This is a genomic window from Microcoleus sp. AT9b-C3, assembly GCF_036705485.1.
Lineage (GTDB): Bacteria > Cyanobacteriota > Cyanobacteriia > Cyanobacteriales > Microcoleaceae > Microcoleus.
On the sequence record NZ_JAUBUR010000022.1, the window covers coordinates 65,306 to 89,128 of the forward strand.

Below are 23,823 nucleotides of genomic sequence, written 5' to 3' on the forward strand. Positions count from 1 at the left end.
CGCCCGCGAACAGTTAACCGTTAACGGTTAGCTGTTCGCAGTTAACCGTTAACAGTTAACCGAATTCAGTTAACCGAATTCATTCTGGCTTTCAAGGCATCTCGCGCTTGTTCTCGATCGTCAAAATGGACTTTTTCAGTGCCCAAAATCTGATAATCTTCGTGTCCCTTTCCTGCAATCAGCACGCCATCTCCCGGTTTAGCCTCCATAATAGCAGTGCGAATTGCAGCCGCTCGATCGCACAAAACGATCGGCTTTACTGCGGCGGGAATTCCTGCTAAAATATCCTGCAAAATGCGATCGGGATTTTCCGTGCGCGGATTGTCGGAAGTAACAACAGTTAAATCGGCTAATTCTGCAACGATTTTACCCATTATCGGCCGCTTAGTGCGATCGCGATCGCCACCGCAGCCAAACACACAAATCATCTGACCCGGAATAAACGGCCGCGACGCCTTCAACAAGTTCTCCAAACTGTCGGGAGTGTGCGCGTAATCGACAATAACGCTAATATCTTGGTCGGGACTAATTTGCACCCGTTCCATCCGTCCCGGAACTCCCGAAAACTGAGATAATTTCTCCACAATTGCGGACAAATCTAAACCCAATTCCAAAACAGCACCGACAGCCGCCAACATATTTGATAAATTGAACTGACCGACTAAAGGCAAAGAAAAAGCAGTTTCGCCCTTCGGAGTGTGCAGCATTCCCTTAACTCCATTCGGCTGATATTCCAAATCAAAAGCATACAAATCTGCCGTTTTCAGAACAGTGCTGTAACTCCAAACTCGGTCGGACTTTAAATTTTCAACTATCCGCTGCCCGTAGGGGTCGTCAATATTAATTACAGCGCGATTTGCGAGGTAATCCGAACCAAATAAAAGCGATTTAGCCTCAAAATAATCTTCCATATCGCGGTGATAATCGAGATGATCTTGAGTCAAGTTTGTAAAGACAGCAACTTCAAAATTACACCCCAAAACTCGCTGCTGCGCTAAAGCGTGGGAACTGACTTCCATCACGCCATGTTTGCATCCGGCTGCTACAGCTTCTGATAATTGCTTTTGCAGGTCAACCGCAAAAGGTGTGGTGTAAAGTGCAGTTTGTTGGAAGCCCGGCCAGCGAGTGTAAAGCGTGCCAAAAATCGCCGTCGGCAACTGCATTTCATTGAGCAAAAATTCGATTAAATGAGTTGTTGTAGTTTTTCCGTTAGTCCCGGTAACGCCGACAAGTTTTAATTTGCTAGCAGGATTGCCGTAAAAAGCAGTTGCTATTTGACCGCAAACTTGAGTCATATCGGCTGCTGCGATGACGCAAGTACCCCCGTCTTCCGAAGGTGTTTTCTCGGCTGCTTGGGTGGAAATTATGGCGGCAAGTGCACCAGATTCGATCGCACTTTGCCAAAAATCTCCCCCATCTACCCGAGTTCCCGGCATTCCCAAAAACAAATCGCCCGCCTGACAAGCGTGGGAATTAGTGGATAAACCCTTGACTTCGGCATCGAGGGCGGGATGTTGTGCGTCAAAGGAAATGCTGGGAACTGCTGCTAATAATTCTCTCAATTTCATCGGAAAAACTCCTCGCTTGAATGTCTTGAATATGACTGGCGGAACACATTGTTTGAGCCAATCTCTACAGGTTTTTGCTGTGTGCGGTGCAAACCCTAGGTTTTTTTTATGCGCGGTGTAAAACCTATCGGCCTAGATTAAGCTGCACACCGAGCACCCCGAGGTCAGGATTAAAACCTGAGTTTTTGGGTAAATCGTATTATTGTGACGGATCGATTTGCAAATATTTCTGTAACATTTGCTCCAATTGGGCGACACTGCAGCGGGGAGAAGGACGGGGTAACAGTTCTTCAGCGGAGAATGCAGCCTCGCCAACAGAATTTTTGGGCTGGGGCTGCACTTTAAACAAAACTGGAACTTCGTACTGATAAGCTTGAAACCAGTCATCCTGTTCGGTAATATCTCTGACTTCGAGTTGAAACTTGAGGCTTTCAATCTGTTCGAGTTTTTCTTGCAACCCTTCGCACAAGTGGCATCCGGGTTTGCTGTACAAAATCAATCGCATCATAACAGTAAGATTAAACTCGATCTTAAATTCTGAAATGTCCGATCGCAAGTTGGCGAACTCAACGCGAGTAAGACGTAACTCCCTGCTTTATTGGTCGCAATGCGCGATCGAAGTTATCTTAGCATTGGCAGCGAACAGATTACCGCGCTTGACTATCTCTTTCTTCTCTTCCTCTGTGCCCTCTGCGCCTCTGGGGTGAAAAAATAAATCTAGTTCACCAATGAAAGAGTTAAATTTATTCACATCACCTAATTGTAAACTCAACCTTGACTAATAAATCAATTTTTAGTATAGTGTATAAATAGCCCTACATAAAGGAGGCAGTATGGACTGCACCGAATACGCAGAAGCAAAGCGAAAAGCAGCCAAAAAAATTAGCGCCGACATTCGAGAACGCTGGAACAATCGCATCGTGACGCGAGGATTGCACTTGATGGGAGAAGCGGGGGCCGTGCAGTATTTAGCTGATTACGGGCGCGGAATTGGTACGGCAAAAGTTATTGGTTTTGCACTGTGCGCGGAGTCGGAAGGATACCCGGAAATGGCGATCGGCTTTTGGAAAAGAGCGTTTGAATTGGAAACGGGAGAAAAGCCGATCGCCCTCAATACTCCAAACAATTCTACCGCCGATATCGCTGCTGCTAAACACTCAACTTCCGCCCCAAAAATAGAAACTGTCTACCATCCGATTGTTCCCGAATTGCCGCCGCACTTACAGCCGGGAAGGATTGTCACCATGCAGCCGGTTGACGCGCCGAGCGATCGTTCTTATTACATCGAAAATCCCGATTATTGGGGACAGCCAAAGCGCGACGGCAATCGAGTAGTGGTCATTGCGACGCCAGATAAAGTATACTACCAATCGCGATCGACTAACCTGCGGCAACAAGCATCGATTGAGATCGATCGCACATTAATCGACACAGCCGCTAAAATTGGCACCTTTGTTTTAGACGGCGAACTCTATTACAAAAGCTGTACGGGCAGCGAACACCGCACCGGGGCGCAAGCTGCTACTGTTAATATTGAAAACGGTTTTCCGACAATCCAGCCCAACGCAATTTATGCTATTTTTAAAAGTTTGTTTTTCAAAGGCAATGATTTAACTACCGTGGCAGAATCCGAACGAATTGCAGCGGGAGTTGAAGTTGGCGAAGTGCTGGCGAATTTATCCCCAGCCTTTGAAGTTGTACCGACATTTCGCACCACCGCCGAAAAACTCGTCCTGGCAAATCAGCAGGAATCTGAAAATAGAGAAGGCGAAGTTTGGGTGTTGCACAACTGCCAGTATGTCGGCGGCAAAGATGTTAAGAAATATCCGATGGTGAGAACTAAATACTGTCAAGAACACGATTTGTTTATTGTGGGTTTGACGGCGACAAAAGTTGCGGGGCGGCCGTTTAGCGCCGTCAAAGTAGCGCAAGCAATTGATGGCAAATTAGTCCCAGTAGGAACCGTGGGAACCGGGTTTAGCGGGGAGGAAATGCAGGAAATTGCCCGACTCTACGAGGCTAACCCCAAAAGTGTCAAAATTAAAGTGCGATCGCAGGGTTTGACAGAAAGTGGCAAACTGTGGCACGCCCGATTTTTGGAGTTTTGTTAAATTTGTAGGGAAACGGCAGTGCCGTTTCCCAGCCGGGTATCCGATTATTAACCAATAGTGGCAAAGAAAAATATCGGTGAAAAAATCAATGTTTGTTAGCAAAAATAATTTCTACATCTCTCCAGAAGAGTACCTAGAGGGCGAACGAGTAAGCCCCATCAAACACGAATACAGACGCGGACACGTTTATGCAATGACAGGGGCAAAAAAACCTCATATTGTTATTTCAGTAAATTTAGCAAGTTTGCTTAACAATCATCTCCGCGAGAGTGCCTGCTTAGTTCTTTCATCAGATATAAAAGTCCGACTGGAAGAGGCGAATTGTTATTACTATCCTGATGTAGCGGTGACTTGCGACGAAAGAGATACAAGTTCAACCGAAGACTTCATTCTCTATCCATCTCTAATTATTGAGGTGCTATCTCCCTCAACTGCATCTTTTGACAGGGCAATAAATTTGTCGATTACCAAACTGCATCGAGTTTAGAAGAATACGTGTTAATCACTCAATCGGAAATCAAAATTGAATGTTTTAGACTCAATGCTGAGGGAAATTGGGTTTCTCAGACTTACCGACAAGGAGATAGAGTAGAATTGGTTAGTGCGAATTTTAGTTGTGCAATTAGCGAAATTTATCAAAAAGTACCCGGCATCATATTGTGATGTATGAAAAAAAACTTTCTTTGGTTCACAGTCAGGAATGCAAATCCTTCTTCTGAGGACTGAAGTCCTCACTAGGAATCGAAACGATAACTAACAAATAGAAAAAACAATGATTAAAATCTTACACCTTTCAGACATTCACATGGGCAGTGGCTTTTCTCACGGCCGGATTAATCCAGAAACCGGTTTAAATACGCGGCTGGAAGACTTCGCGGCGACGCTGAGTAAATGTATGGATAGAGCAATTTCTGAACCCGTAGATTTAGTCATATTCGGCGGCGATGCTTTCCCGGATTCGACGCCTCCACCGTTTGTCAAAGAGGCTTTTGCTTGCCAATTCAGCCGCTTGGTTGACGCGCAAATTCCGACGGTTTTGCTAGTAGGAAATCACGATCAGCATTCTCAGGGACAAGGTGGCGCGAGTTTGGGGATTTACCGGACTTTGGGAATACCTAAGTTTATTGTAGGCGATCGCCTGGACACTCACCTGATTCAAACCCGCAGCGGGCCGGTACAGGTGGTAACATTGCCTTGGTTGACTCGATCGACCTTAATGACACGTTCCGAGACTGAAAGCCTTTCTATGGGCGATGTTAACCAATTATTAACCGAAAAACTGACGATCGCAATGGAAGGCGAAATCCGCCGCCTCAACCCCGACATACCAACCGTACTTTTAGCGCACTTAATGGCAGATAAAGCAAGTCTGGGCGCCGAACGTTTTTTAGCAGTTGGCAAAGGTTTTAACATTCCCGTTTCCATGCTAACTCGCCCTTGTTTTGATTACGTTGCTCTCGGCCACGTACACAAACATCAAAATCTCAATGCTTCCAACAATCCGCCCGTAATTTATCCGGGAAGTATCGAACGAGTTGATTTTAGCGAAGAGAAAGAAGATAAAGGTTTTGTGTTAGTTAATTTGGAACGGGGGAAAGCAGAGTGGGAATTTTGCACTTTGCCAGTGCGGGTGTTTCAGACTATTAAAGTGAATGTTTCCGAATCGGAAAACCCGCAAGCCGAGTTAGTTAAAGCTATTGGGAAGAAGGAAATCCAAGACGCGGTGGTGAGATTAATTTACCAATTGCGATCGGAACAATTAGATTTAATCGACAACGGAGAATTGCACGCACTTCTGGGCGAAGCGCACAGCTACACAATTCAACCAGAATTAGTCAGTCAGCTAGCGAGGCCGCGGTTGCCAGAATTGAATACTAATAATAGTATAGAACCGTTAGAAGCTTTGAAAACTTATCTGGCAAGTCGCGAAGATTTGAAAGATGTTGCGGAGAGTATGTTGGAGGCGGCGCAGGGTTTGTTGGGCGATGCGGAGGAAGTTTTGGTCGAATTTTAGGTCAAGAATCGCGCATCTAACTACAGGATGATTTTGCTGCCAAATATTGTAGGGTGGGTATCCTGCCCGCCCTAAATATACTATTTAACTCCCAAAAATTTCGCCCACCGCCAACCGAGTTCCGTTGGCAAAATCTACCCCAGACTGCACCTTTTTCCCCGCTAACTGCACCTCCCGCAACAATAATAAACCATCACCGGTTTGGACGATCGCCCCCAAACCCTTCACAACCTTGACAACTTCCCCATTTGCGCCCGACAACTGGGCTAAAACAGGCCATTCGCGTTCCAAAACTCTCAAATCTGCTGGCATTTGCAGCCAATATTCCGGCCCGACGGGCACTGTCGCTATCACCTTCAGAGAATTGCCGCGAAAAGTCGTCGTGCAATCCGGGAAAAAGCCCCTAACTTGATTGTGAAGGTCGATCGCACTTTTCGACCAATCCAGCACATAATCCGCACTCTTAATCATCGGCGCATAAGTCGCCTCAGCATCATCTTGAACAACAGCTTCAATTTCCCCATCCCTCAATTTCACCAAAGTTTCTATCAACAAATCAGCCCCAACTTCCGCCAACCTATCCGCCAAAGAATCAGCATTATCCAACAGTGAAATACCAGCAAAAGCCTTCAATAGCATCGCCCCAGTATCCATCCCAGCATCCATCAGCATAGTAGTAATTCCTGTTGTCTTTTCCCCGTCAAAAAGACAGCGTTGAATCGGTGCTGCACCGCGATACTTCGGCAAAATTGAACCGTGAACGTTAACGCAAGCCAAACTAGGAATATCCAGAATTTCTTGAGAAAGAATTTGGCCATAAGCCACCACCACAAAAACATCCGCCTCCGCTTCCCGCAATTTGGCAATTGTTTCAGCATCTTTCTTGATTCGCTGCGGCTGCCAAACCGGGAGACTGTGATTTAAAGCCACATCTTTTACAGGTGAAGGCATCAATTGATTCCCCCTTCCCCGACGTTTATCCGGCTGAGTCACCACACCCACAACCTCAAATTCTGGGTGACTTAGCAAACTGGATAAAGTAGGAACAGCAAAATCGGGAGTGCCAAAAAAGACAATTTTCATAGATTGTTCGTTATTAGTAAGTAGTCCTCAGTCATTACTCATTAGCCATCAAGTAGGTGATGGCAAAAAACCATAGTATATTGTAGAGACTATTGAGCGCCTAGCAGCTATGATACAAGGGAGTTAGGAGTGTTTTCAGCCGCCGGGCTCATGTAATTTTTATTTTCTCAATTAAATAATAGTAGTTTGCTCCTAGATTATACACTTCGAGAAGAGTTCCGAGTTGTGCGATCGGCAAAAAGGATCTCGATTGATACTCAGGTGCAGCCAGACTCGAACGCTCAAAAGCAATGGGTTTGATAGACGCAACAACATTTACATCCCTTCTTCCCAAGTTAACTATAACTGTTCTACACTAATAATTATCATCTAATTTACCTTTGTCACTGCTAATCTCAATCTTATCATATCCCCTCGAACATGGAAAAACCGTCGAATCTCCTGCTTAAACTCAGCCGCAGCTTATTTGCCGACACCGCCGAACAAGAAAAGTTTATTCATGCCGTCACCAATCCCCAAGCTTTTAATCCTGCTATCTTGTGGGTGCAACCAAAACCAAAACAAAACCCATTTACTGTCGAAATTCCAGTTGCTTGGCAACCAGAATTTGTAGATAGACTGGCCTTAGAATCACAGCCGGGAAAACATTCCTTACATCAAGCAGGACATTATTACTGTCTAGACTTTTCCTCAATCTTCGCCGCCTCCACATTGTTAACAATACCCCCACCAATCAAACTAATCTTAGATATGTGCGCCCCCCCCGGAGGAAAAAGTATATTTGCCTGGAAAACATTAAACCCAAAATTGCTGTTGTGCAACGAAGTCATAGGCAAACGCATGGGAATGCTGATCTCTAATTTAAGACGCTGCCAAATTCGCCCATCCGCCGCCGCCAACGTCGATTCAAAAATACTTGCCGAAAAGATGCCACAAACGGCTAATTTAGTAATAGTAGATGCTCCTTGTACTGGTCAATCCCTCTTAGCAAAAGGAGAAAAAGCACCCGGCTGCTTTCATCATGTCACCATCAACACCAATGCCAACCGCCAAAAAAGAATTTTAGCCAATTCTGCTAAAATTGTAGCGTCGCAAGGTTATCTTGCATACATGACCTGCACTTATTCAACCGCAGAAAATGAACAAGTCAGCGAATGGCTGTTAAGTAAATTCCCCGAATTTCGGCCAGTCACTGTTCCTCATTTAGAAAAATATCGATCGCACCTGACAGAAATTCCTTGCTATCGGATGTGGCCGCAAGATAGACTAGGAGCAGGAGCTTTCACCGTTTTGTTTCAAAACACCTTGGATGGAGAGAGAAATCAGCTACCAGCAGATTTTCGAGATTTAGCTTTTTTTACGTACCTCTAACTATCCGCCTCCATCCGCGTTCATCGGCGCTTAAAAAAATATTCTTCCCTGAATCCACCTAAAAAATGATATTATCCAAATTATCTAAAGCAATTAAAAGGCCACTCAAACTAGCTGTCTGCATTTTACTTACCTTAAATCTGCTAATATTAAGCGGCTGTCAAAACACCACCACACCCGCGTCCAAAAACGCCCAACCAATAAAAATTACACTGTGGCACGGCATTAATCCCCCGCCCAATCGCGACGTATTTAAAACTCTCACTGACAAATTCAATAAAACACATCCCAACATCCAAGTAGAACCAGTTTACATCGGCCAGCCAGACCAACAATTGCCAAAAATACTAACAGCAATAGTTGGCAACGCACCGCCGGATTTGCTTTGGAATGCTGCCACAATTTCAGGAAAACTAGCAGAACTAAACGCAATTCAACCCTTAGAAAACTGGCTCGACAAATCGCCCCTAAAAGCCGAAATCTACCCGGCACTTTTCGAGTCAATGGAACTCGGCGGACACACTTGGTCAGTTCCCCTAGCGACAAATAACGTCGCCATCTTTTACCGTCCCAGCTTATTTGCAGCAGCAGGAATCAAAAAAGTGCCGCAGAATTGGGCGCAATTAAAGCAAGTAGCCCGATCGCTCACGCAAGACACCAACGGAGACGGCCGCACAGACCAACACGGCATAGTGCTCCCCCTAGGCAAAGGAGAATGGACAGTATTTACCTGGCTGCCATTCATGTTCAGCGCAGGCGGCGAACTCAAAGGCAAAATACCTCAAAGTCCTGTACCCCAAATAGATAATCCCGGTTCTCATGCCGCCTTAGAATTGTGGAGCGACTTGTTAAAAGAAGGTTCAGCAGTATTGTCAGCACCCGAACGCGGTTACGAACTCGACAACTTCATCGCCGGCAAAGTCGCCATGCAAATCACCGGGCCGTGGACGCTAGCACAGTTGCAGCAAAGCCCGATCGACTACGCAGCAATGCCTTTACCGATTCTCAAACGCCCCGCAGCCGTCGTGGGGGGTGAAAACCTATTTTTAATGAAAACCTCACCAGAACGAGAGCGAGCAGCCCTAGTATTCTTAGAATACGTTATAGGTGAAGAATTCCAAACAGCATGGGCATTGGGAACAGGTTATTTACCCATTAACTTAAAATCGAGACAGAGCCAAGCTTATCAAAGCTTTGTGGAAAAAAACCCTCTTTTACAAGTATTTTTAGAGCAAATGAACTCAGCCAGAGCGCGACCCATTATATCAGGTTACTCCCGCCTCTCAGAAAACCTCGGTCGCGCCATAGAGGCAACCCTTCTCGGTCGCAACCCCCAAGACGCCCTTAAAGAATCTCAAGAGCGTTTGGCACTAACCTTAGATATTGCAACAGCCAAAGAGAAATAGACAAGAATAAATATTTTTATTAGCTGGAAATTATCCGCTTTCACTGTCTTCGAGCCAAAGACTTAAAGCCTCGATTGATTGGTTGAAAATCTAGTGAAAATCACTATAGTCTGCACTTCTAATCAAAAACCGTGTTGCTTGCCTCAAAATCACCTAAAAGCAGAGATTTTACGTTGCTGTTATGGGTATTTTAGGTATTTTAGGTATTATTGAGCATGGTGCAAGATGTTAGGCTGAATTGAGTTACGATCGCCCGACACAAAAAGACACCCGCTCTCGCTCGGTAATAAATTTTTAACAAAAACCAAAAATTTACAAACCAATTGCTTAGCCATTAGAGATATATTTACAAAAAAGCCATACTCCCGAAATTCATGGGCAGATTTGATCGAACAAAAAAAACCCTCCCTCAACGGCACCACAAAAAGTTAGCTCAAAAGCTTCTCCCACTACCTACCACCCATGACCTACCATCACCTAATAGAAACATTTTCTCTACCCTCTGCCTGTCCCGTGCCGCCTACTGAGCCCCCAACAACCGTCCACCTTTTCCCCGAACGACAATGCAGACAAAGTTCCTTAACGCAATCAAAGGACATTCCTGGCGGTACTTCCTCGCAGTAGGCGCGATCGCCCTGGTCTACTATTGGGCGTCGAAATTCGCAGTTTCCACCCTCACCCTCAGTTCAGAAATTTACCCGATGTGGCCAGCAGCAGGAATTGCCCAAGTCGCCCTGCTGCTGTTCGGGCGGCAACTGTGGCCGGGAATCGCGATCGGAGGCTTCCTGTTCAGCATGAGCGTACCGACGGCCAACATCGGCACGGCATTAATCTCGGCAGGTGCCAGAACCCTGCAAGCGTGGACAGGAACTTATCTGCTACAGCGCATGAACTTTAGCGCCAGGCTCGATCGGCTCAAAGACGTTTTAGGAATAGTCGGACTAGCAGCCTTGGGCTCTACCCTGATCAACTCCACCATCGGCAGCATCGTCGTATGCCTGACCGGTTTATCTAGCTGGAGCAATTTTGGCACGATTTGGGGGACTTGGTGGGTGGGAGACGCTATGGGAATTCTACTCGTCGCCCCGCTGCTGCTGACGTGGCAACAATTGCCCAAAGTCCCCAGCCATCGTCGCAAACAGATAGTTGAACGAGCGATTTGGCTGCTGCTGCTACTAGCCGTCGGGTGGCTCGTCTTTTGCTCCCGCACCCGCGCCGCCTACGCCCGCTATCCCCTCGAATACTTACCATTTCCCCTAGTAGTTTGGGCTGCCTTTCGATTCGGTCAGCGCTACACCGCCCTCTCCAACTTCATCCTCTGCGGCTTCGCCATCTGGGGCATAGCCCGAGGTAGCGGCCCCTTCCTCAAACACGCCAGCAGTATCCCCCAAGCACTGTTATCCCTGCAAGCCTTCATCGCCGTCATCGCCGTCACCGGCTTAGTCTTAGCTGCCACCGTCGCCGAACGCCACCAAGCAGAAGCCTCCCTGCGCGCCAGCGAAGCCAGCCTCGCTAACGCCCAGCGCATCGCCCAGCTAGGCAACTGGGACTTGGACCGCAACGCCCAGCAATTGCGGTGGTCAGAGGAAATTTACCGCATCCTGGGACAGCAACCGGGAAGTTTTGAACCCAGCCTGGAAGCCTTCTTGGAATACGTGCACCCTGAAGACAGAGAATTAGTCAAAACCTCGATCGAAGCCGCTTTATTTCAGCAACAGCCTTACAGCATCGACTACAGGCTTATACTCCCCGACGGCAGCAACCGCACAGTCTACGAACAAGCCGCCGTCACCTCCCTCTACATCACCAGCACCGTCCAAGACATCACAGACAGAAAGCAAGCCGAAGCCGCCCTGCGTTCTTCAGAAGAAAGATTTTCCAAGGCCTTTCACGCCTCCCCAGTCGGGATCAGCATCTGCACCCTCACAGATGGATGCTTCCTCGATGCCAACGAAAGCTTTTTGCGCTCATTAGGCTGGCTGCGGCACGAATTTATCGGCCGCACCGCCAACGACTTAGGAATATTCGTCAATTCAGAAGACGGGGGGCGGCTCGCCCAGATTTTGCAATCACAAAATTCGATCAGCAACCAAGAAATCAAAATTCGCACCAAAGCCGGCGAAGTGCGCGACTGGCTGCTGTCAGTGGAACTCATCCACCTCGGCAGCACTCAGTGCGTTTTAATCATGACCACCGACATCACCGAACGCTTGCGTTCCGAAGAATTCCGCCGGGCCGCATTAGCCGCCGAAGCTGCAAATAGATCCAAAAGCATTTTTCTCGCCAACATGAGTCACGAACTCAGAACCCCCCTCAACGCCATCATCGGCTACAGCGAGATCCTGCAAGAAGACGCGCGAGACCTTGGTGCCGAAGAGTTCATCGACGACCTCCAGAGAATTAACACGGCCGGCCAACATCTACTAGCGCTGATTAAAGATATTCTCGACTTGACCAAAATAGAAGCAGGCCGCATCGACTTCGACCTCGAAACCTTCACCATTTCAACTCTGGTTGAGGAAGTAGTTGCCACGATCAAGCCGACGGCAGACAAAAATAGCAATATCATAGAAATACAATGCCCCGAGGATATTGGCTCGATGCAGACCGACTTGACTAAACTCCGGCAGTCTCTGCTCAACCTCCTCAGCAATGCCGCGAAATTTACTTGCTCCGGCGCGATTACCTTCGCCGTTACCCGATCCGTCGAAATCCCCGCCGACGCTGCAAACAAAGGCAAAAAACTTGGAGCGTATAGAGGAGGTGGCCAAGCTGAAAATAGCTTGTCTCTATTATCTTCCGCTCAAGATTGGATCATTTTTACGGTTAAAGATACCGGCATTGGCATGAGTCCCGAACAGTTAGCCAGAATCTTTGAGCCTTTCACGCAAGCCGATTCTTCAACTACTAAGAAGTACGGCGGCACTGGTTTGGGGCTGACGATTACTAAGAAATTCTGCGAAATGATGGGCGGAGACATTTCTGCCTTAAGCGAGGTGGACAAAGGTTCTACTTTTACAATTCGGCTGCCAGCTATTTTCACCGACCTTTCAATCTCAACCGAAAAGTCTGACGAATAATATTCTTTGGACACTTCTTTTCGCTTCCTGCCAATTTTCTTTTCCTCCGCTAGTTGCTGATTATTGCACGAGCCGTTAGGGAGATATTGCACATAATTTATCACATTATAAACTCAGTTATTTTACTAGGTTTTTCTAAAATAGAGTAAGATTAAATGAGTCGTAAATAAAATTTTTACACCCCCCTAACTCTCCCCGCACCCGCTCTGAGGGAGTAATAAATTACCACACAATTTAGAATTGCTATAGAGGTAGAAGATTAGGGGGGGTTAGATCACCCTAATTAATTTATGAGTAAATACGAAAACTGCTGAAATCGTTTCTCCTGGCATGGGAATAAGAAATTTTCCTGTCCAGTACCCGCGCCCGCGAGCGTTTTTTGGCTGCCACCTAGTTTTTGAGGCTAAGGTCACTTGATTAATACTCCGAACAGTTTTTCTATGACCCACTGGCTGATTATCGCTTGACTTTGATGGGATCATCTCAATGAAAGCAGCAAAGCCCAAAATTGGAGTCAGGAGTCAGGAGTCAGGAGCCAGGAGAAAAGAGGAAGAAGGAAGAAGGAAGGAGCCAGAAGAAGTATTTTTACAAATAGTTTTTACAAATATGAGATGCTCCCGACTTTGATCGACTGTGGATAATTAAATCAATCTCATCTCCACCCGTGGCTTGCATTTAATTCGATTTTTTTATGCTCGTTGCCCCGCGTAAGCGTGTAGTATCGTTACCAAAACTTTCCTGAGTATTGACTTGATAAGATGATATTATTATTTTTGAGCGTGCTGCCGACATTCAGAGGATTAATTGGTTGACAAGCCTTAAAAGTTCTGAGAATTAATAGAATTAGCGCAGTTTGAAAGATGTGGGAGAGGAGACATGATCCCTCGGCTTATCAATAAAACCTGTGATAGACTTCGATCGCGTAGTTGTCCCCTAACGGTATACCTACGTATATATACTATTAATTAAAAAGATATACTGTAGAAAGTTGCCTACAAAGCGCCAGAAAATATGCACCCCCACCTCCAGCGCCAACTCGAACACCTGGGTTTAGTCGGCGAGTCTCCTCCTCCCACTGCTGAGCAGTGGCAGCTTTTATTAGAGCAGGTAAGTTGTAGCTATGACCGAGTTCAGAGTCAACAAGAACTTCAGCAGGAAGATTGTTGTAACTTGGAGACGGTGGCATTAAAGGATTTAACTGACTCGCCCCAGTCCCCTCAAGACTCTCCAACCGCTTCAGAATTCGATCGACTGCGGGCGAGTGTCAACAGTTTGGGGGCGGGATTGTGTATCCTTGACGCGAAGGGCTGTGTAATCTCGGTGAATGCAGAGGCAGAACGCTTGCTGGGGTGGCGAGAATCGGAACTTGCAGGCGTTTCCCTGCTAGATCGCATCGGGAAGCAAAAGAAAGGCAACAAATCCCAAGTTTTGACGGCTCCGAAACAGTCGCCCAGCAAGAGTGAAGATAGGCCGATCGCACCTACACTAGATTTACAAGAGGCGATCGCTTCCAGTCAACCTTGCAACAACTGGGACGACGAGTTTTTGTGTCGCGACGGCAAGATTTTACCCGTTTCCTATTTTTTCCATCCCGCAGTTGAGGGCAGCGAAATATCAGTTTTGGTGTTTTTTGACATTTTTGAGATTAGAGAACACAAGCAATCGCTCTCGATACTGCAAGCAGTTCTAAAATCTACAGATGCAGGAATTCTGGCGGTTGACAGAAACGGCAATATATGTAATTATAATCAGAAATTTCTAGAGATGTGGGGTTTGTCCGCCAGCCAAGGAAAGTTGAGCCGATCGACCTTGGGCACACTCAAAAATACGCTCAAAACAGGATTCCCCTTCGACAGGGAACAATTAAAATACCCGCAAAGATTTCTCGAAAACGTGATTAAAGTGTCGGCAGATTCAGATACTCAAATCAGCGAATTATTAGAATTTAAAGACGGAAAAATTCTTGAATTAAATTCGTTGCCATCAAAAGTAGGAGCGAAAACAGTCGGTAGAGTCTGGAGCTTTCGAGACGTTACCGAACTCAAAAAACTAGAACAATCTTTGCAGTATCGAATAGAATTCGCTCAGTTGATTGCCGGTTTGTCAACCCATTTCATCACCCAGCCCTTATCAGAAATAGACAAAGGCATCGCTCAAACCCTGGAAGCGATAGCCACCTTGAGCGGGTTTGACCGCAGTTACATCTACCTGTTATCAGAAGACAAAACCCGCGCCGACAAAACCTACGAGTGGTGCGGCGAAAGCATTTTGGCAGTCAAAGACAGCACCGACAAACAAATAGACATCGCACAAATCCCTTGGATCGCAGAAAAACTCGATCGCGCGGAATGCCTTTATATTCCAGAAATCGGCGAACTCCCGCCCCCAGCAATCGCCGAAATAGCGTATTTTATCGATCAAAATTCAACCGAATTCCATACAGACTCCCCATCCCAAACAGTCAATCAAACAGAAACGACCTCAATACCTTCGATTGGCGCTTCCCTCAATAATTTACAATTTAAAAAACAGCTAAGAAATATTCAATCGCTGATAATTATTCCCCTAATTTGTAGTAAAAACCTAGTAGGATTTCTCGGATTCGATGGCTTAAAGCAAACAGCAAGTCGAGCAACCGAAATATCCACACAGCTAAAAATGGTAGGAGAAATGCTCGCCAATGTCCTAGAGCGCAAGCGAGCAGAAGCAGCATTGAGACAATCAGAAACAAAATACCGCAGCATCTTTGAAAACGCAGTCGAAGGAATATTCCAGACAACGCCGACCGGGCACTACCTCAGCGGCAATCGCGCACTAGCTAGAATTTACGGCTACGAATCCTGTACCCAAATGCTTGCCGAACTCACCGATATAAACTGTCAATTTTACGTTAACCCCAATCGGCGCGCCGAGTTTATGGCCCAATTGCGCGCGCGCCACCAAGTGTCAAAATTTGAATCCCAAGTATACCGCCGAGACGGTAGCACGATTTGGATTTCCGAAAACGCGCGCAGCATCTGCGACGAAAACGGCAGCGTTTTGTACTACGAAGGCACAGTCCAAGACATCACCGATCGCAAACAGGCAGAATCCGCCATGCAGTTGGCCCTAGAAGCAGCAGAATCAGCAAACCGGGCAAAAAGCACATTTCTCGCCAACATGAGCCACGAACTTCGCACACCACTCAACGCCATCATCGGCTACAGCGAAATGCTTCAAGAAGAAGCCGAAGAATTGGGGAGTTGCGAATCCGTCCCCGACCTAGAAAAAATCTGCAGCGCCGGCAAACATCTGCTGTCCCTGATTGACGACATCCTAGATATTTCTAAAATTGAAGCAGGCCGAATGGATCTCTACCTAGAAAGCTTCGACATCCATAACTTAATTGAAAGTGCTGTTGCCACGGCCAGGCCACTGGTCGAGAAAAACGGTAATACCCTAGAAGTGTACTGTCCAGACAACCTCGACACCATGCACGCGGACATGACAAAAGTGCGGCAAGTGCTGCTTAACTTGCTCAGCAACGCTGCCAAGTTCACAAAAAACGGGAGAATTGCGATCGGAGTGGAAAGAATTGAAAATGAACAATTAAAAATGAAAAATCAAGAGGAATCTTCCCAAATTTTAATTTCCAACTCCGAATTTTTAAGTTTCCGCGTCGCCGACACCGGCATCGGCATGACACAAGAGCAATTGGAGCGAGTTTTCCAACCTTTCACCCAAGCGGATGCCTCGACTACCCGCGAGTATGGTGGCACCGGTTTGGGACTAGCAATCAGCCAGCGCTTCTGTCAGATGATGGGCGGCAGCATTGAGGTCAGCAGCACCTTGGGCGCAGGCACCACTTTCACCGTGCTCTTGCCCAAAGCGATCAAACAGCCGGAAATCCCCAACAAAGTCCACGACAGCACTAGCCCTCCGCACGCCCCCGCTGTGGGCACGGTGCTGGTAGTGGACGACGACCCAATATCGCGGGATTTAATTCAGCGCACCCTCAGTCGCCAAGGACTGCACATAGAAGTCGCCGGCAGTGGCGAGCAAGCTCTCCGGCTCGCTAAGCAACTACGGCCAGACGCCATTACCCTGGACGTGATCATGCCCGGAATGGACGGCTGGGCGGTACTCTCAGCGCTGAAGGCCGATCCTGACCTTGCCGAAATTCCCGTAATCCTGCTATCCTTTGTGGGCAACAAAAGCCTCGGCTTTGCATTGGGTGCCTCGGACTACCTCACCAAACCAGTGGACGGCAAACGGCTGGCTGCCTTGTTGAACAAGTACCGACGCGACCAAGACGGCGTTGCAAGTAACAATTTGACCTGTCAGATTCTAATTGTGGAAGATGACGTTGCCACGCGCGAAATACTGCGATGCGTACTAGAAACACAAGGCTGGGCAGTAACGGAAGCTGACAGCGGACGCGCTGCTCTCGATCGGCTAAAAGTTGCTCGCCCGCACCTGATATTACTGGATTTGATGTTGCCAGAAATGGATGGTTTTGAGTTGATCGGTGAACTTCGCAAATCCCATTCGGAAGATCCTATACCGATTGTTGTGATCACGGGGAAAAACTTGACACCGGCCGAAAGCCAGCAACTAAACGGCTACGTGGAGCGGGTGCTACAAAAGGGAGTCTACAGTTGCGATACTTTGTTGCGCGATGTTCGCTCTATAGTCAATGACAGGTTCGATCGCAGGTACGACTCGAAAGGCAAGGAGAACACCAATGGCTAAAATCCTGTTGGTCGAAGATAACGAAATGAACAGGGATATGCTTTCTAGGCGTCTGGCCCGCAAGGGACACGAGGTCTTTATTGCTGTTGACGGTGCTGAGGGAGTGTCGATGGCGCTCGCGAAAGTACCGGATTTGATTCTGATGGATATGAGTTTGCCGGTTCTCGACGGGTGGCAAGCAACGCAGCAAATTAAGGCGGCTCCTGAAACTAGCAGGATTCCGGTGATTGCGCTGACGGCTCACGCAATGGCGGGCGATCGTGAAAAGTGTCTGGCCGCCGGCTGCAATGACTACGACACCAAACCGGTGGAGTTTCCCCGACTTTTAGGTAAAATTGAAACGCTTCTCAAAGAGGCCCTGACATGAAAGGTGATGAGGGCAGCGTGCTGGTTGTTGACGACAATGAGGTAAACCGCGATTTGCTGGCCCGCCGACTTCAGCGTCAAGGCCATTTGGTGACTGTTGCTGAAGATGGTCTGCAAGCTCTGGAAATGTTGCGAACAGAGCCTTTTGATTTGGTTCTCCTCGACATTATGATGCCGCAAATGAACGGCTATCAAGTGCTCGAAAGTCTGAAGGCGGACGAGAATTTGCGCTACATCCCGGTGATTATGATTTCGGCGGTGGACGATATCGACAGTATTGTCCGGTGTATAGAGTTGGGGGCGGAGGATTATCTTTCTAAACCGTTCAATCCGGTATTGCTCAAGGCTCGGATTAGCGCTTGTTTGGAAAAGAAGCGACTGCGGGATAAGGAACAGGCGTATTTACATGAGTTGGCTCAGGAAAAGGAAAAGTCCGAGCGTTTGCTGTTAAATATTTTACCGAAGGCGATCGCGCAGCGCCTGAAACACGGGGAAATTACGATCGCAGACAGTTTCGCTGAGGTAACAGTGATGTTTGCCGATTTGGTCGGTTTTACTAAGCTTTCGTCTCATTTATCGCCGGCCCAATTGGTGGAGTTGCTCAACGAGATTTTTTCGGCTTTTGACGAGTTGGCCGAGCGCTACGGACTTGAGAAAATTAAGACGATCGGCGATGCTTATATGGTGGTTGGCGGTTTGCCGACGCCCAGCGACGACCACGCCGAGTCGATCGCCGAAATGGCGCTGGAAATTCAAGCAGCAATGACTAAGATTCGTACCAAGGGAGGTCAGCCGCTCAACATTCGCATTGGCATCCACACAGGTCCGGTAGAAGCTGGGGTAATCGGTACTAAAAAATTTACTTACGATTTGTGGGGAGATACGGTAAATACAGCTTCCCGGATGGAATCTCAAGGCGTCCCCGGCAGCATTCAGGTGACAGTTGCTACCTACGAACGCCTGCGGGGTAAGTACGTTTTTGAGGAGCGCGGCGTGATTCCAGTGAAGGGGAAAGGCGATATGATGACTTATCTGCTTGTGGCCCGAAACGCCTCATGACAAATGACCAAATGACCAATTACCAAATTGACAAATGAGCGTAAATTCTAACCTTTTAATGTACGCCCAATGGGCGGGAATTCTGACAGTAGCTTTAGCTATTCTAACAGTTATAGCATTTATCTTCAAATGGGGTTTTCGCTTCCGATTGGTAGGAGTGACAAGCTTTATGGGCGTGATTGCTGCGAGTATATTCGGTCTGGGTTTGGGACTGTTTTCCCGTACAGAAATTCCGGGTGCGGTTCGCTATTCTTTAGTTTACGATACAGGCGGCGCTCAAACAGTAGTTACTGTGCCACCTACGATCACCGAATCGGAATTAGAAGCAACGATGCGGCAAGCGGCTGCGGATTTGTACTCTCCAGGGCGCTCTGGGCGGGGTAGAGACTACATGACAATCCGGGTTCGTACAGTTGTACATCCTGAACCAGGGCTGTCGCAGCCGCTGTTTTTGGGCGAAGTGAGGCGATCGCTGGCGACTCGTGATGATGACAAAATGGCGATCGAAATCTTCCCCGAAAAAGTTGCCATTCTGAAAAAATATCAAGCTTAAAAATAGGGTGCAGCAGCATTCTTAGGACTTACGCATAGGAGTTCAGAAACCGGGTTTTTTACCAAAATTATTCGTTGTAACCCGCAGATTCGGTAAAAAACCCGGTTTCTTTGGTCGTAGTGCGTAAATGCTGAAAAATAATTGGGAATCGCTACTACACAAACAAATTCCGCGCAACGCGAGACTAAGAAACTAATCGTTTCCAAGCAAAGCCTGGTAACGCAGAACCGGATGATATGGCTGCAACTTTAGGGATTATTTAAAAAATGTTTGCAACCACCCAACAAAAATTTAATTTTAACGAATTTCTTGCCATTTTCCCGGAAGATAGTCTTTAAGAATTGGTGAATGGAGAGATTGTCAAAATAGCAATTACCACAAATCATGATGATATTGGTGAATTTACAGACAGACACTTTTATCAAGATATCTATCGCCTGAAACTCAACTATGTAGTAAAACGAGGTCTCACCATCAAAACTACCACAAAAGAAGGTACGGAACAAGGGCGAGTTCCTGATGTCAGTGTTATCGATCGCACTTGGTGGCGTGCTGAACGCAAAGCTTATGCCGCACTGGAATCGCCGATTCAGTTAGCTGTCGAGGTAGTATCAACTAATTGGGAAGATGATTATGTTGATAAGCTAGATGAATATGAACGCTTGGGCATTGCTGAATACTGGATTATTGATTATTTAGCAATTGGAAAAAGAGAGTATTTGGGAAACCCGAAAATTCCGACGGTATTTGTTTTTTCGCTAAATAATGAAGGCAAATATCAGGACACTCAGTTTAAAGATAACGAACAAATTGTTTCACCCACTTTTCCAGAATTAGTGCTGACGGCGGATCGGCTATTATTAGCTTAGCAGTAGAGTGTGTCGCCATGAAAAATTCTTAACTAAATTTCGACAATCTCATAGCAGGGCACCTGATAAAATAGTAATTGTAAGGTGCGTCATAGTCGAATATTTTAACCACTTACTCAAGGATTTCTCCATGATGCACCCTACGGTTATACTTGGAAAAATGAAAGTTTGATGAAGAGGAATAAATGATGAATATCGAAAACAAACAAACTTTAAATGCCCAACAAAACCCGGAACTGGCGATCATTCAAATTTTGATTAATCTTGATGGACAAACGCCCGAACAAAAAGCCGAATTGTTTTTTTTACAAGGTGTATCATATGAATCTGCTCAAGAATATACAGAGGCTATAGCCTCCTACGAAAAAGCTTTAGAAATCAAACCAAATTATCACGAAGCCAGGAACTATCGGGGCGTTGCACTGGTTAATTTAGGCAGATTTTCAGAAGCGATAGCCGACTACGACAAAGCCTTAGAAATCAAACCAACTTATCACGAGGCATGGCATAATCGGGGCAATGCACTGCTTAATTTAGGCAGATTTTCAGAAGCCATAGCCGACTACGACAAAGCCTTAGAAATCAAACCAGCTAAACACGAATCCTGGTACAATCGGGGCATTGCACTGGATGATTTAGGCAGATTTGAAGAGGAGGTAGCATCCTACGACAAAGCCTTAGAGTTCAAACCAAATTATCACGAAGCCTGGAACAATCGGGGCAATGCACTGGTTTATTTAGGCAGATTTTCAGAAGCGATAGCCGACTACGACAAAGCCTTAGAGTTCAAACCAAATTATCACGAAGCCTGGCACAATCGGGGCGTTGCACTGGGTAATTTAGGCAGATTTTCAGAAGCTATCGCCGACTACGACAAAGCCTTAGAAATCAAACCAGATTATCACGCAGCATTTTATAATAAAGCTTGCTGCTATGCCTTACAGAGTCAGATTGACCAAGCGATTCAGAATTTGCAGCAAGCCATCAATATGAATCCTGACGAATACCGAGAACTGGCAAAAACTGACTCAGTTTTTGACAGCATTCGATCGCATACTCGGTTTCAAGCCTTGATTCAAGAATAGGGATTTGCCCTTGGGCGGGGCGGGTTTATGAGATTGTTGGTTTTAGGCAATTATTGTTGGTAAAACCCGCCGCTATAGCATCAAAAACACTTTTCAACGAAGCTAATGGACACGATATAATAGGAGAATTAATAGCGAGGTAAAAGATGAGTCAACTAAATGTCAATCTAACCAATGACAGATTTCCCGAACTCATCGCCCATGTCGAGGATACTGGAGAACGAATTGTCATAGAACAGGAAGGAAGGGCGATCGCTGCTATCATTACTTATGCAGACCTGAAGCGACTGGAAGCCCTAGAAGCTGCCCTAATTAACAAAGCAAAACTAGAAGAATATGAATGGCTAAAAGCTGCGATCCGCAATCGGGCTTTTGATTCTCTGAGAGACTCAGCGGAAGATATCTACACTTTAGCTGATGGCTTGCCATTCCACGACCCTGAATGGATTAAAACAGTAGCAATCGAGCCTCATTTTGGTTCGATCCTAGACCCCGAAGAAGACATTTATACCATAGCTGACGGTAAACCATTCCATGACGAAGGGTAAGATTTTCCTAGTAGCGTTTCCCTATGATGATTTATCGGCAAACAAACTGCGTCCAGCAGCTTGTTTGACTAACCCTTTGGGAGCGCGGCGTCATGTTATTCTTGCTTATATTACAAGTCGCTTGCCAACAAATCTACTGGAAACAGATATCGTATTAGATGCTTCTCATCTCGACTTTCAGGCTTCAGGGCTGCGGGTGCCATCTACTATCAGGCTGCATCAACTGGTAACTGTTTCTACAGTGGTTGTTCAGCGTGAGTTAGGTGAATTGTCATCAGATACACAGGATCAAATTGCTGAAAAGCTCTACAATTTGCTAAGTCAGTGATCGCCGATAGGTGAAACTTATATCAGGACTTATGCAACTTTTAAATTTTTACACTACCCGTAGCAATAAGGGCCACAATGCACTACAAATAGGGTGGATGTGTAAGTTCTGTTAGATATTGGATGAGGTTTGTCACACCTCAGTACGATCGCCCTTTCCTCTTTTATACGCAGTCATAGAAAAAAATAGTATTAATCTATACCTACAAATCCCAGCTCTAGAATTATAATGAAAAAAATTGAAAAAGCTCCCAAATTCCTGTAAAATTGCCCTAAATAACCAAAGAGTCGCGATCGAAAGCACTCACAGGCGAAAAAGATCGCATATAAAAAAGAAAAGAATCAATTAGACAGAAAATAAAGAGGTGAAACCCCTTGCAAAAATTAGCCAGCATAGAAAAGCCGATCGACTCAGGGGAAAAATCCATAGCAGTCAACACCCAAAAGGCTCAAACATTTTACGATCGCGGCAACGCCCTAGAAGCAATGGGACGATTCCAAGCTGCGATCGAATCTTGGGAAGAAGCGATCGAACTTGAACCAAAATTTTATGAAGCCTGGTACAACCAAGGCGTAGCCCTCAAAAAAATGGGCCAGCTAGAAGAAGCGATCGCAGCCTACAACAAATCCCTACAAATCAAACCCAACAATCCCGAAGCGTGGTATAATCGCGCCAACGTTTTGCGGAAGCTCAACAGACTCTCAGAAGCGATCGCATCCTACGAAAAGGCGATCGCACTCAACCCCAGCTACCCGGAAGCTTGGACGAACCGCGGCAACAGCCTCGTCAGCTTAGAAAAATTGTCAGAAGCGATCGACTCCTACGACAAAGCCATAGCCATCAAACCAGACTACTGCGAAGCTTGGTACAACAAAGCATTTGCCCTGAGAAAATCCGACCAAAATACAGCGGCGATCGCCTCCTTCGACAAAGCGATCGAACTCAAACCCGACTTGCATCAAGCCTGGTACAACCGCGGCTTAGCCCTAGCCGATGAAAAACTCTACCCGGAAGCCGTCGCCTCCTACGACAAAACCCTGCAACTGCGGCCGAATTCCGCCGAAGCCTGGAACAAACGCGGCACGGCGATCGCCCAAATGGGAGAATTTGAAGAAGCGATCGCATCCTGGGACAAAGGCCTCGCACTCAAGCCCAACGACAGCGAAACCTTTTACAACCGCGGCTTAGCCTTCGCCAACTTACAGCGCTTTGAAGAAGCAATAGCCTCTTGGGACAAAACCCTAGAGTTGCAGCCAGACAACATCGAAGCCTGGTACAACCGCGCCATCGCCCTCAAAAAAATTCAACGATTTACCGACGCGATCGCCTCCTACGATAAAATCATCGCACTCAAACCCGACGAGCCCAACCTGTACTATCAAAAAGCTTGCGTGTACGCCCTGGAAAAACAAGCAGGCGAGCTCACAAACAGCCCCGAACTTGTAGCCACCAGCATCCGGCTGGCGATCGAAAACTTATCCAAGGCGATCGAACTCAATCCGCATAAATACCGGAAATTGTGCAAAAATGACTCTAAATTGCGTACAATACGGGAAGAAGTGCGGTTTTTAGCTTGATTTCAGGGTAGCTATGATTGATGGAGACGGATGCCGCACTGCAACCTTTGTAGGCAAAACAGCACCATAAACCC

Annotated in this window: 17 protein-coding genes and 1 pseudogene; 15 read left to right on the forward strand and 3 right to left on the reverse strand. The window is 46.6% G+C overall.

Annotated elements, in window-relative coordinates; genetic code table 11:
* Positions 1-65: 65 nt before the first annotated feature.
* Complete coding sequence (locus QUB77_RS19700) at positions 66-1,568, reverse strand: UDP-N-acetylmuramoyl-L-alanyl-D-glutamate--2,6-diaminopimelate ligase (protein WP_333176689.1); 1,503 nt, start codon at positions 1,566-1,568, stop codon at positions 66-68.
* Between the two features lie 199 nt (positions 1,569-1,767).
* The gene (locus tag QUB77_RS19705) at positions 1,768-2,073 is read right to left on the reverse strand and encodes a glutaredoxin family protein (protein ID WP_333176784.1); all 306 of its coding nucleotides are present in this window, start codon (positions 2,071-2,073) and stop codon (positions 1,768-1,770) included.
* A gap of 328 nt (positions 2,074-2,401) precedes the next feature.
* Between QUB77_RS19705 and QUB77_RS19710 the strand changes: the two genes are divergently transcribed.
* From QUB77_RS19710 to QUB77_RS19720, 3 genes and pseudogenes are all read left to right on the forward strand, one after another.
* Positions 2,402-3,679: an ATP-dependent DNA ligase gene (locus tag QUB77_RS19710; protein ID WP_333176692.1), complete on the forward strand. Its 1,278-nt coding sequence runs from the start codon at positions 2,402-2,404 to the stop codon at positions 3,677-3,679.
* Positions 3,680-3,767: 88 nt separating this feature from the next.
* Positions 3,768-4,342 (forward strand): annotated as a pseudogene (locus QUB77_RS19715) (Uma2 family endonuclease).
* A gap of 109 nt (positions 4,343-4,451) precedes the next feature.
* Positions 4,452-5,693 carry an exonuclease SbcCD subunit D gene (locus tag QUB77_RS19720; RefSeq protein ID WP_333176695.1) on the forward strand — a complete coding sequence of 414 codons (1,242 nt, stop codon included), beginning with the start codon at positions 4,452-4,454 and terminating at the stop codon, positions 5,691-5,693.
* An 84-nt stretch (positions 5,694-5,777) separates the two neighbouring features.
* Here QUB77_RS19720 and fmt read toward each other — a convergent pair whose 3' ends face one another.
* Positions 5,778-6,776: a methionyl-tRNA formyltransferase gene (fmt, locus tag QUB77_RS19725; protein WP_333176697.1), complete on the reverse strand. Its 999-nt coding sequence runs from the start codon at positions 6,774-6,776 to the stop codon at positions 5,778-5,780.
* A gap of 420 nt (positions 6,777-7,196) precedes the next feature.
* Here fmt and QUB77_RS19730 point away from each other — a divergent pair, with 420 nt between their 5' ends.
* The 12 genes from QUB77_RS19730 to QUB77_RS19785 all read left to right on the forward strand — a co-directional run bounded on the left by QUB77_RS19730 (position 7,197) and on the right by QUB77_RS19785 (position 23,749).
* On the forward strand, positions 7,197-8,147 hold the full coding sequence (locus QUB77_RS19730) for an RsmB/NOP family class I SAM-dependent RNA methyltransferase (protein WP_333176701.1): 951 nt from the start codon (positions 7,197-7,199) through the stop codon (positions 8,145-8,147).
* Positions 8,148-8,212: 65 nt separating this feature from the next.
* Positions 8,213-9,553, forward strand: coding sequence for an ABC transporter substrate-binding protein (locus QUB77_RS19735; RefSeq protein ID WP_333176704.1), 1,341 nt, complete (start codon positions 8,213-8,215; stop codon positions 9,551-9,553).
* Between the two features lie 563 nt (positions 9,554-10,116).
* Positions 10,117-12,633, forward strand: coding sequence for an MASE1 domain-containing protein (locus QUB77_RS19740; protein WP_333176707.1), 2,517 nt, complete (start codon positions 10,117-10,119; stop codon positions 12,631-12,633).
* 1,011 nt (positions 12,634-13,644) lie between these two features.
* Entirely contained in the window at positions 13,645-17,364 is a 3,720-nt protein-coding gene (locus tag QUB77_RS19745; RefSeq protein WP_333323316.1) for a response regulator, read from the forward strand.
* Entirely contained in the window at positions 17,357-17,731 is a 375-nt protein-coding gene (locus tag QUB77_RS19750) for a response regulator (protein ID WP_015177895.1), read from the forward strand. Before QUB77_RS19745 ends, QUB77_RS19750 begins: the two co-directional genes overlap by 8 nt.
* Positions 17,728-18,789 (forward strand): adenylate/guanylate cyclase domain-containing protein, encoded by a 1,062-nt coding sequence (locus QUB77_RS19755; RefSeq protein WP_333323318.1) that lies wholly within the window; start codon positions 17,728-17,730, stop codon positions 18,787-18,789. Before QUB77_RS19750 ends, QUB77_RS19755 begins: the two co-directional genes overlap by 4 nt.
* A gap of 34 nt (positions 18,790-18,823) precedes the next feature.
* Positions 18,824-19,342 (forward strand): Ycf51 family protein, encoded by a 519-nt coding sequence (locus QUB77_RS19760; protein WP_333176716.1) that lies wholly within the window; start codon positions 18,824-18,826, stop codon positions 19,340-19,342.
* 344 nt (positions 19,343-19,686) lie between these two features.
* Positions 19,687-20,211, forward strand: coding sequence for a Uma2 family endonuclease (locus tag QUB77_RS19765; protein WP_333323320.1), 525 nt, complete (start codon positions 19,687-19,689; stop codon positions 20,209-20,211).
* Positions 20,212-20,396: 185 nt separating this feature from the next.
* Positions 20,397-21,296 carry a tetratricopeptide repeat protein gene (locus QUB77_RS19770; RefSeq protein ID WP_333176721.1) on the forward strand — a complete coding sequence of 300 codons (900 nt, stop codon included), beginning with the start codon at positions 20,397-20,399 and terminating at the stop codon, positions 21,294-21,296.
* A gap of 146 nt (positions 21,297-21,442) precedes the next feature.
* Positions 21,443-21,844, forward strand: coding sequence for a type II toxin-antitoxin system Phd/YefM family antitoxin (locus QUB77_RS19775; protein ID WP_333323323.1), 402 nt, complete (start codon positions 21,443-21,445; stop codon positions 21,842-21,844).
* Positions 21,831-22,172, forward strand: a complete 342-nt coding sequence (locus QUB77_RS19780; RefSeq protein WP_333323325.1) for a type II toxin-antitoxin system PemK/MazF family toxin — start codon at positions 21,831-21,833, stop codon at positions 22,170-22,172. The genes QUB77_RS19775 and QUB77_RS19780 overlap by 14 nt, the downstream gene beginning before the upstream one ends.
* A gap of 374 nt (positions 22,173-22,546) precedes the next feature.
* Complete coding sequence (locus QUB77_RS19785) at positions 22,547-23,749, forward strand: tetratricopeptide repeat protein (RefSeq protein WP_333323327.1); 1,203 nt, start codon at positions 22,547-22,549, stop codon at positions 23,747-23,749.
* Positions 23,750-23,823: the final 74 nt, after the last annotated feature.

Bases quoted from the DNA above. Each gene is read 5' to 3' on its own strand.
- QUB77_RS19700 (WP_333176689.1), bottom strand. From the start codon at position 1,568: ATGAAATTGAGAGAATTATTAGCAGCAGTTCCCAGCATTTCCTTTGAC.
- QUB77_RS19705 (WP_333176784.1), bottom strand. From the start codon at position 2,073: ATGCGATTGATTTTGTACAGCAAACCCGGATGCCACTTGTGCGAAGGG.
- QUB77_RS19710 (WP_333176692.1), top strand. From the start codon at position 2,402: ATGGACTGCACCGAATACGCAGAAGCAAAGCGAAAAGCAGCCAAAAAA.
- QUB77_RS19720 (WP_333176695.1), top strand. From the start codon at position 4,452: ATGATTAAAATCTTACACCTTTCAGACATTCACATGGGCAGTGGCTTT.
- fmt (WP_333176697.1), bottom strand. From the start codon at position 6,776: ATGAAAATTGTCTTTTTTGGCACTCCCGATTTTGCTGTTCCTACTTTA.
- QUB77_RS19730 (WP_333176701.1), top strand. From the start codon at position 7,197: ATGGAAAAACCGTCGAATCTCCTGCTTAAACTCAGCCGCAGCTTATTT.
- QUB77_RS19735 (WP_333176704.1), top strand. From the start codon at position 8,213: ATGATATTATCCAAATTATCTAAAGCAATTAAAAGGCCACTCAAACTA.
- QUB77_RS19740 (WP_333176707.1), top strand. From the start codon at position 10,117: ATGCAGACAAAGTTCCTTAACGCAATCAAAGGACATTCCTGGCGGTAC.
- QUB77_RS19745 (WP_333323316.1), top strand. From the start codon at position 13,645: ATGCACCCCCACCTCCAGCGCCAACTCGAACACCTGGGTTTAGTCGGC.
- QUB77_RS19750 (WP_015177895.1), top strand. From the start codon at position 17,357: ATGGCTAAAATCCTGTTGGTCGAAGATAACGAAATGAACAGGGATATG.
- QUB77_RS19755 (WP_333323318.1), top strand. From the start codon at position 17,728: ATGAAAGGTGATGAGGGCAGCGTGCTGGTTGTTGACGACAATGAGGTA.
- QUB77_RS19760 (WP_333176716.1), top strand. From the start codon at position 18,824: ATGAGCGTAAATTCTAACCTTTTAATGTACGCCCAATGGGCGGGAATT.
- QUB77_RS19770 (WP_333176721.1), top strand. From the start codon at position 20,397: ATGATGAATATCGAAAACAAACAAACTTTAAATGCCCAACAAAACCCG.
- QUB77_RS19775 (WP_333323323.1), top strand. From the start codon at position 21,443: ATGAGTCAACTAAATGTCAATCTAACCAATGACAGATTTCCCGAACTC.
- QUB77_RS19780 (WP_333323325.1), top strand. From the start codon at position 21,831: ATGACGAAGGGTAAGATTTTCCTAGTAGCGTTTCCCTATGATGATTTA.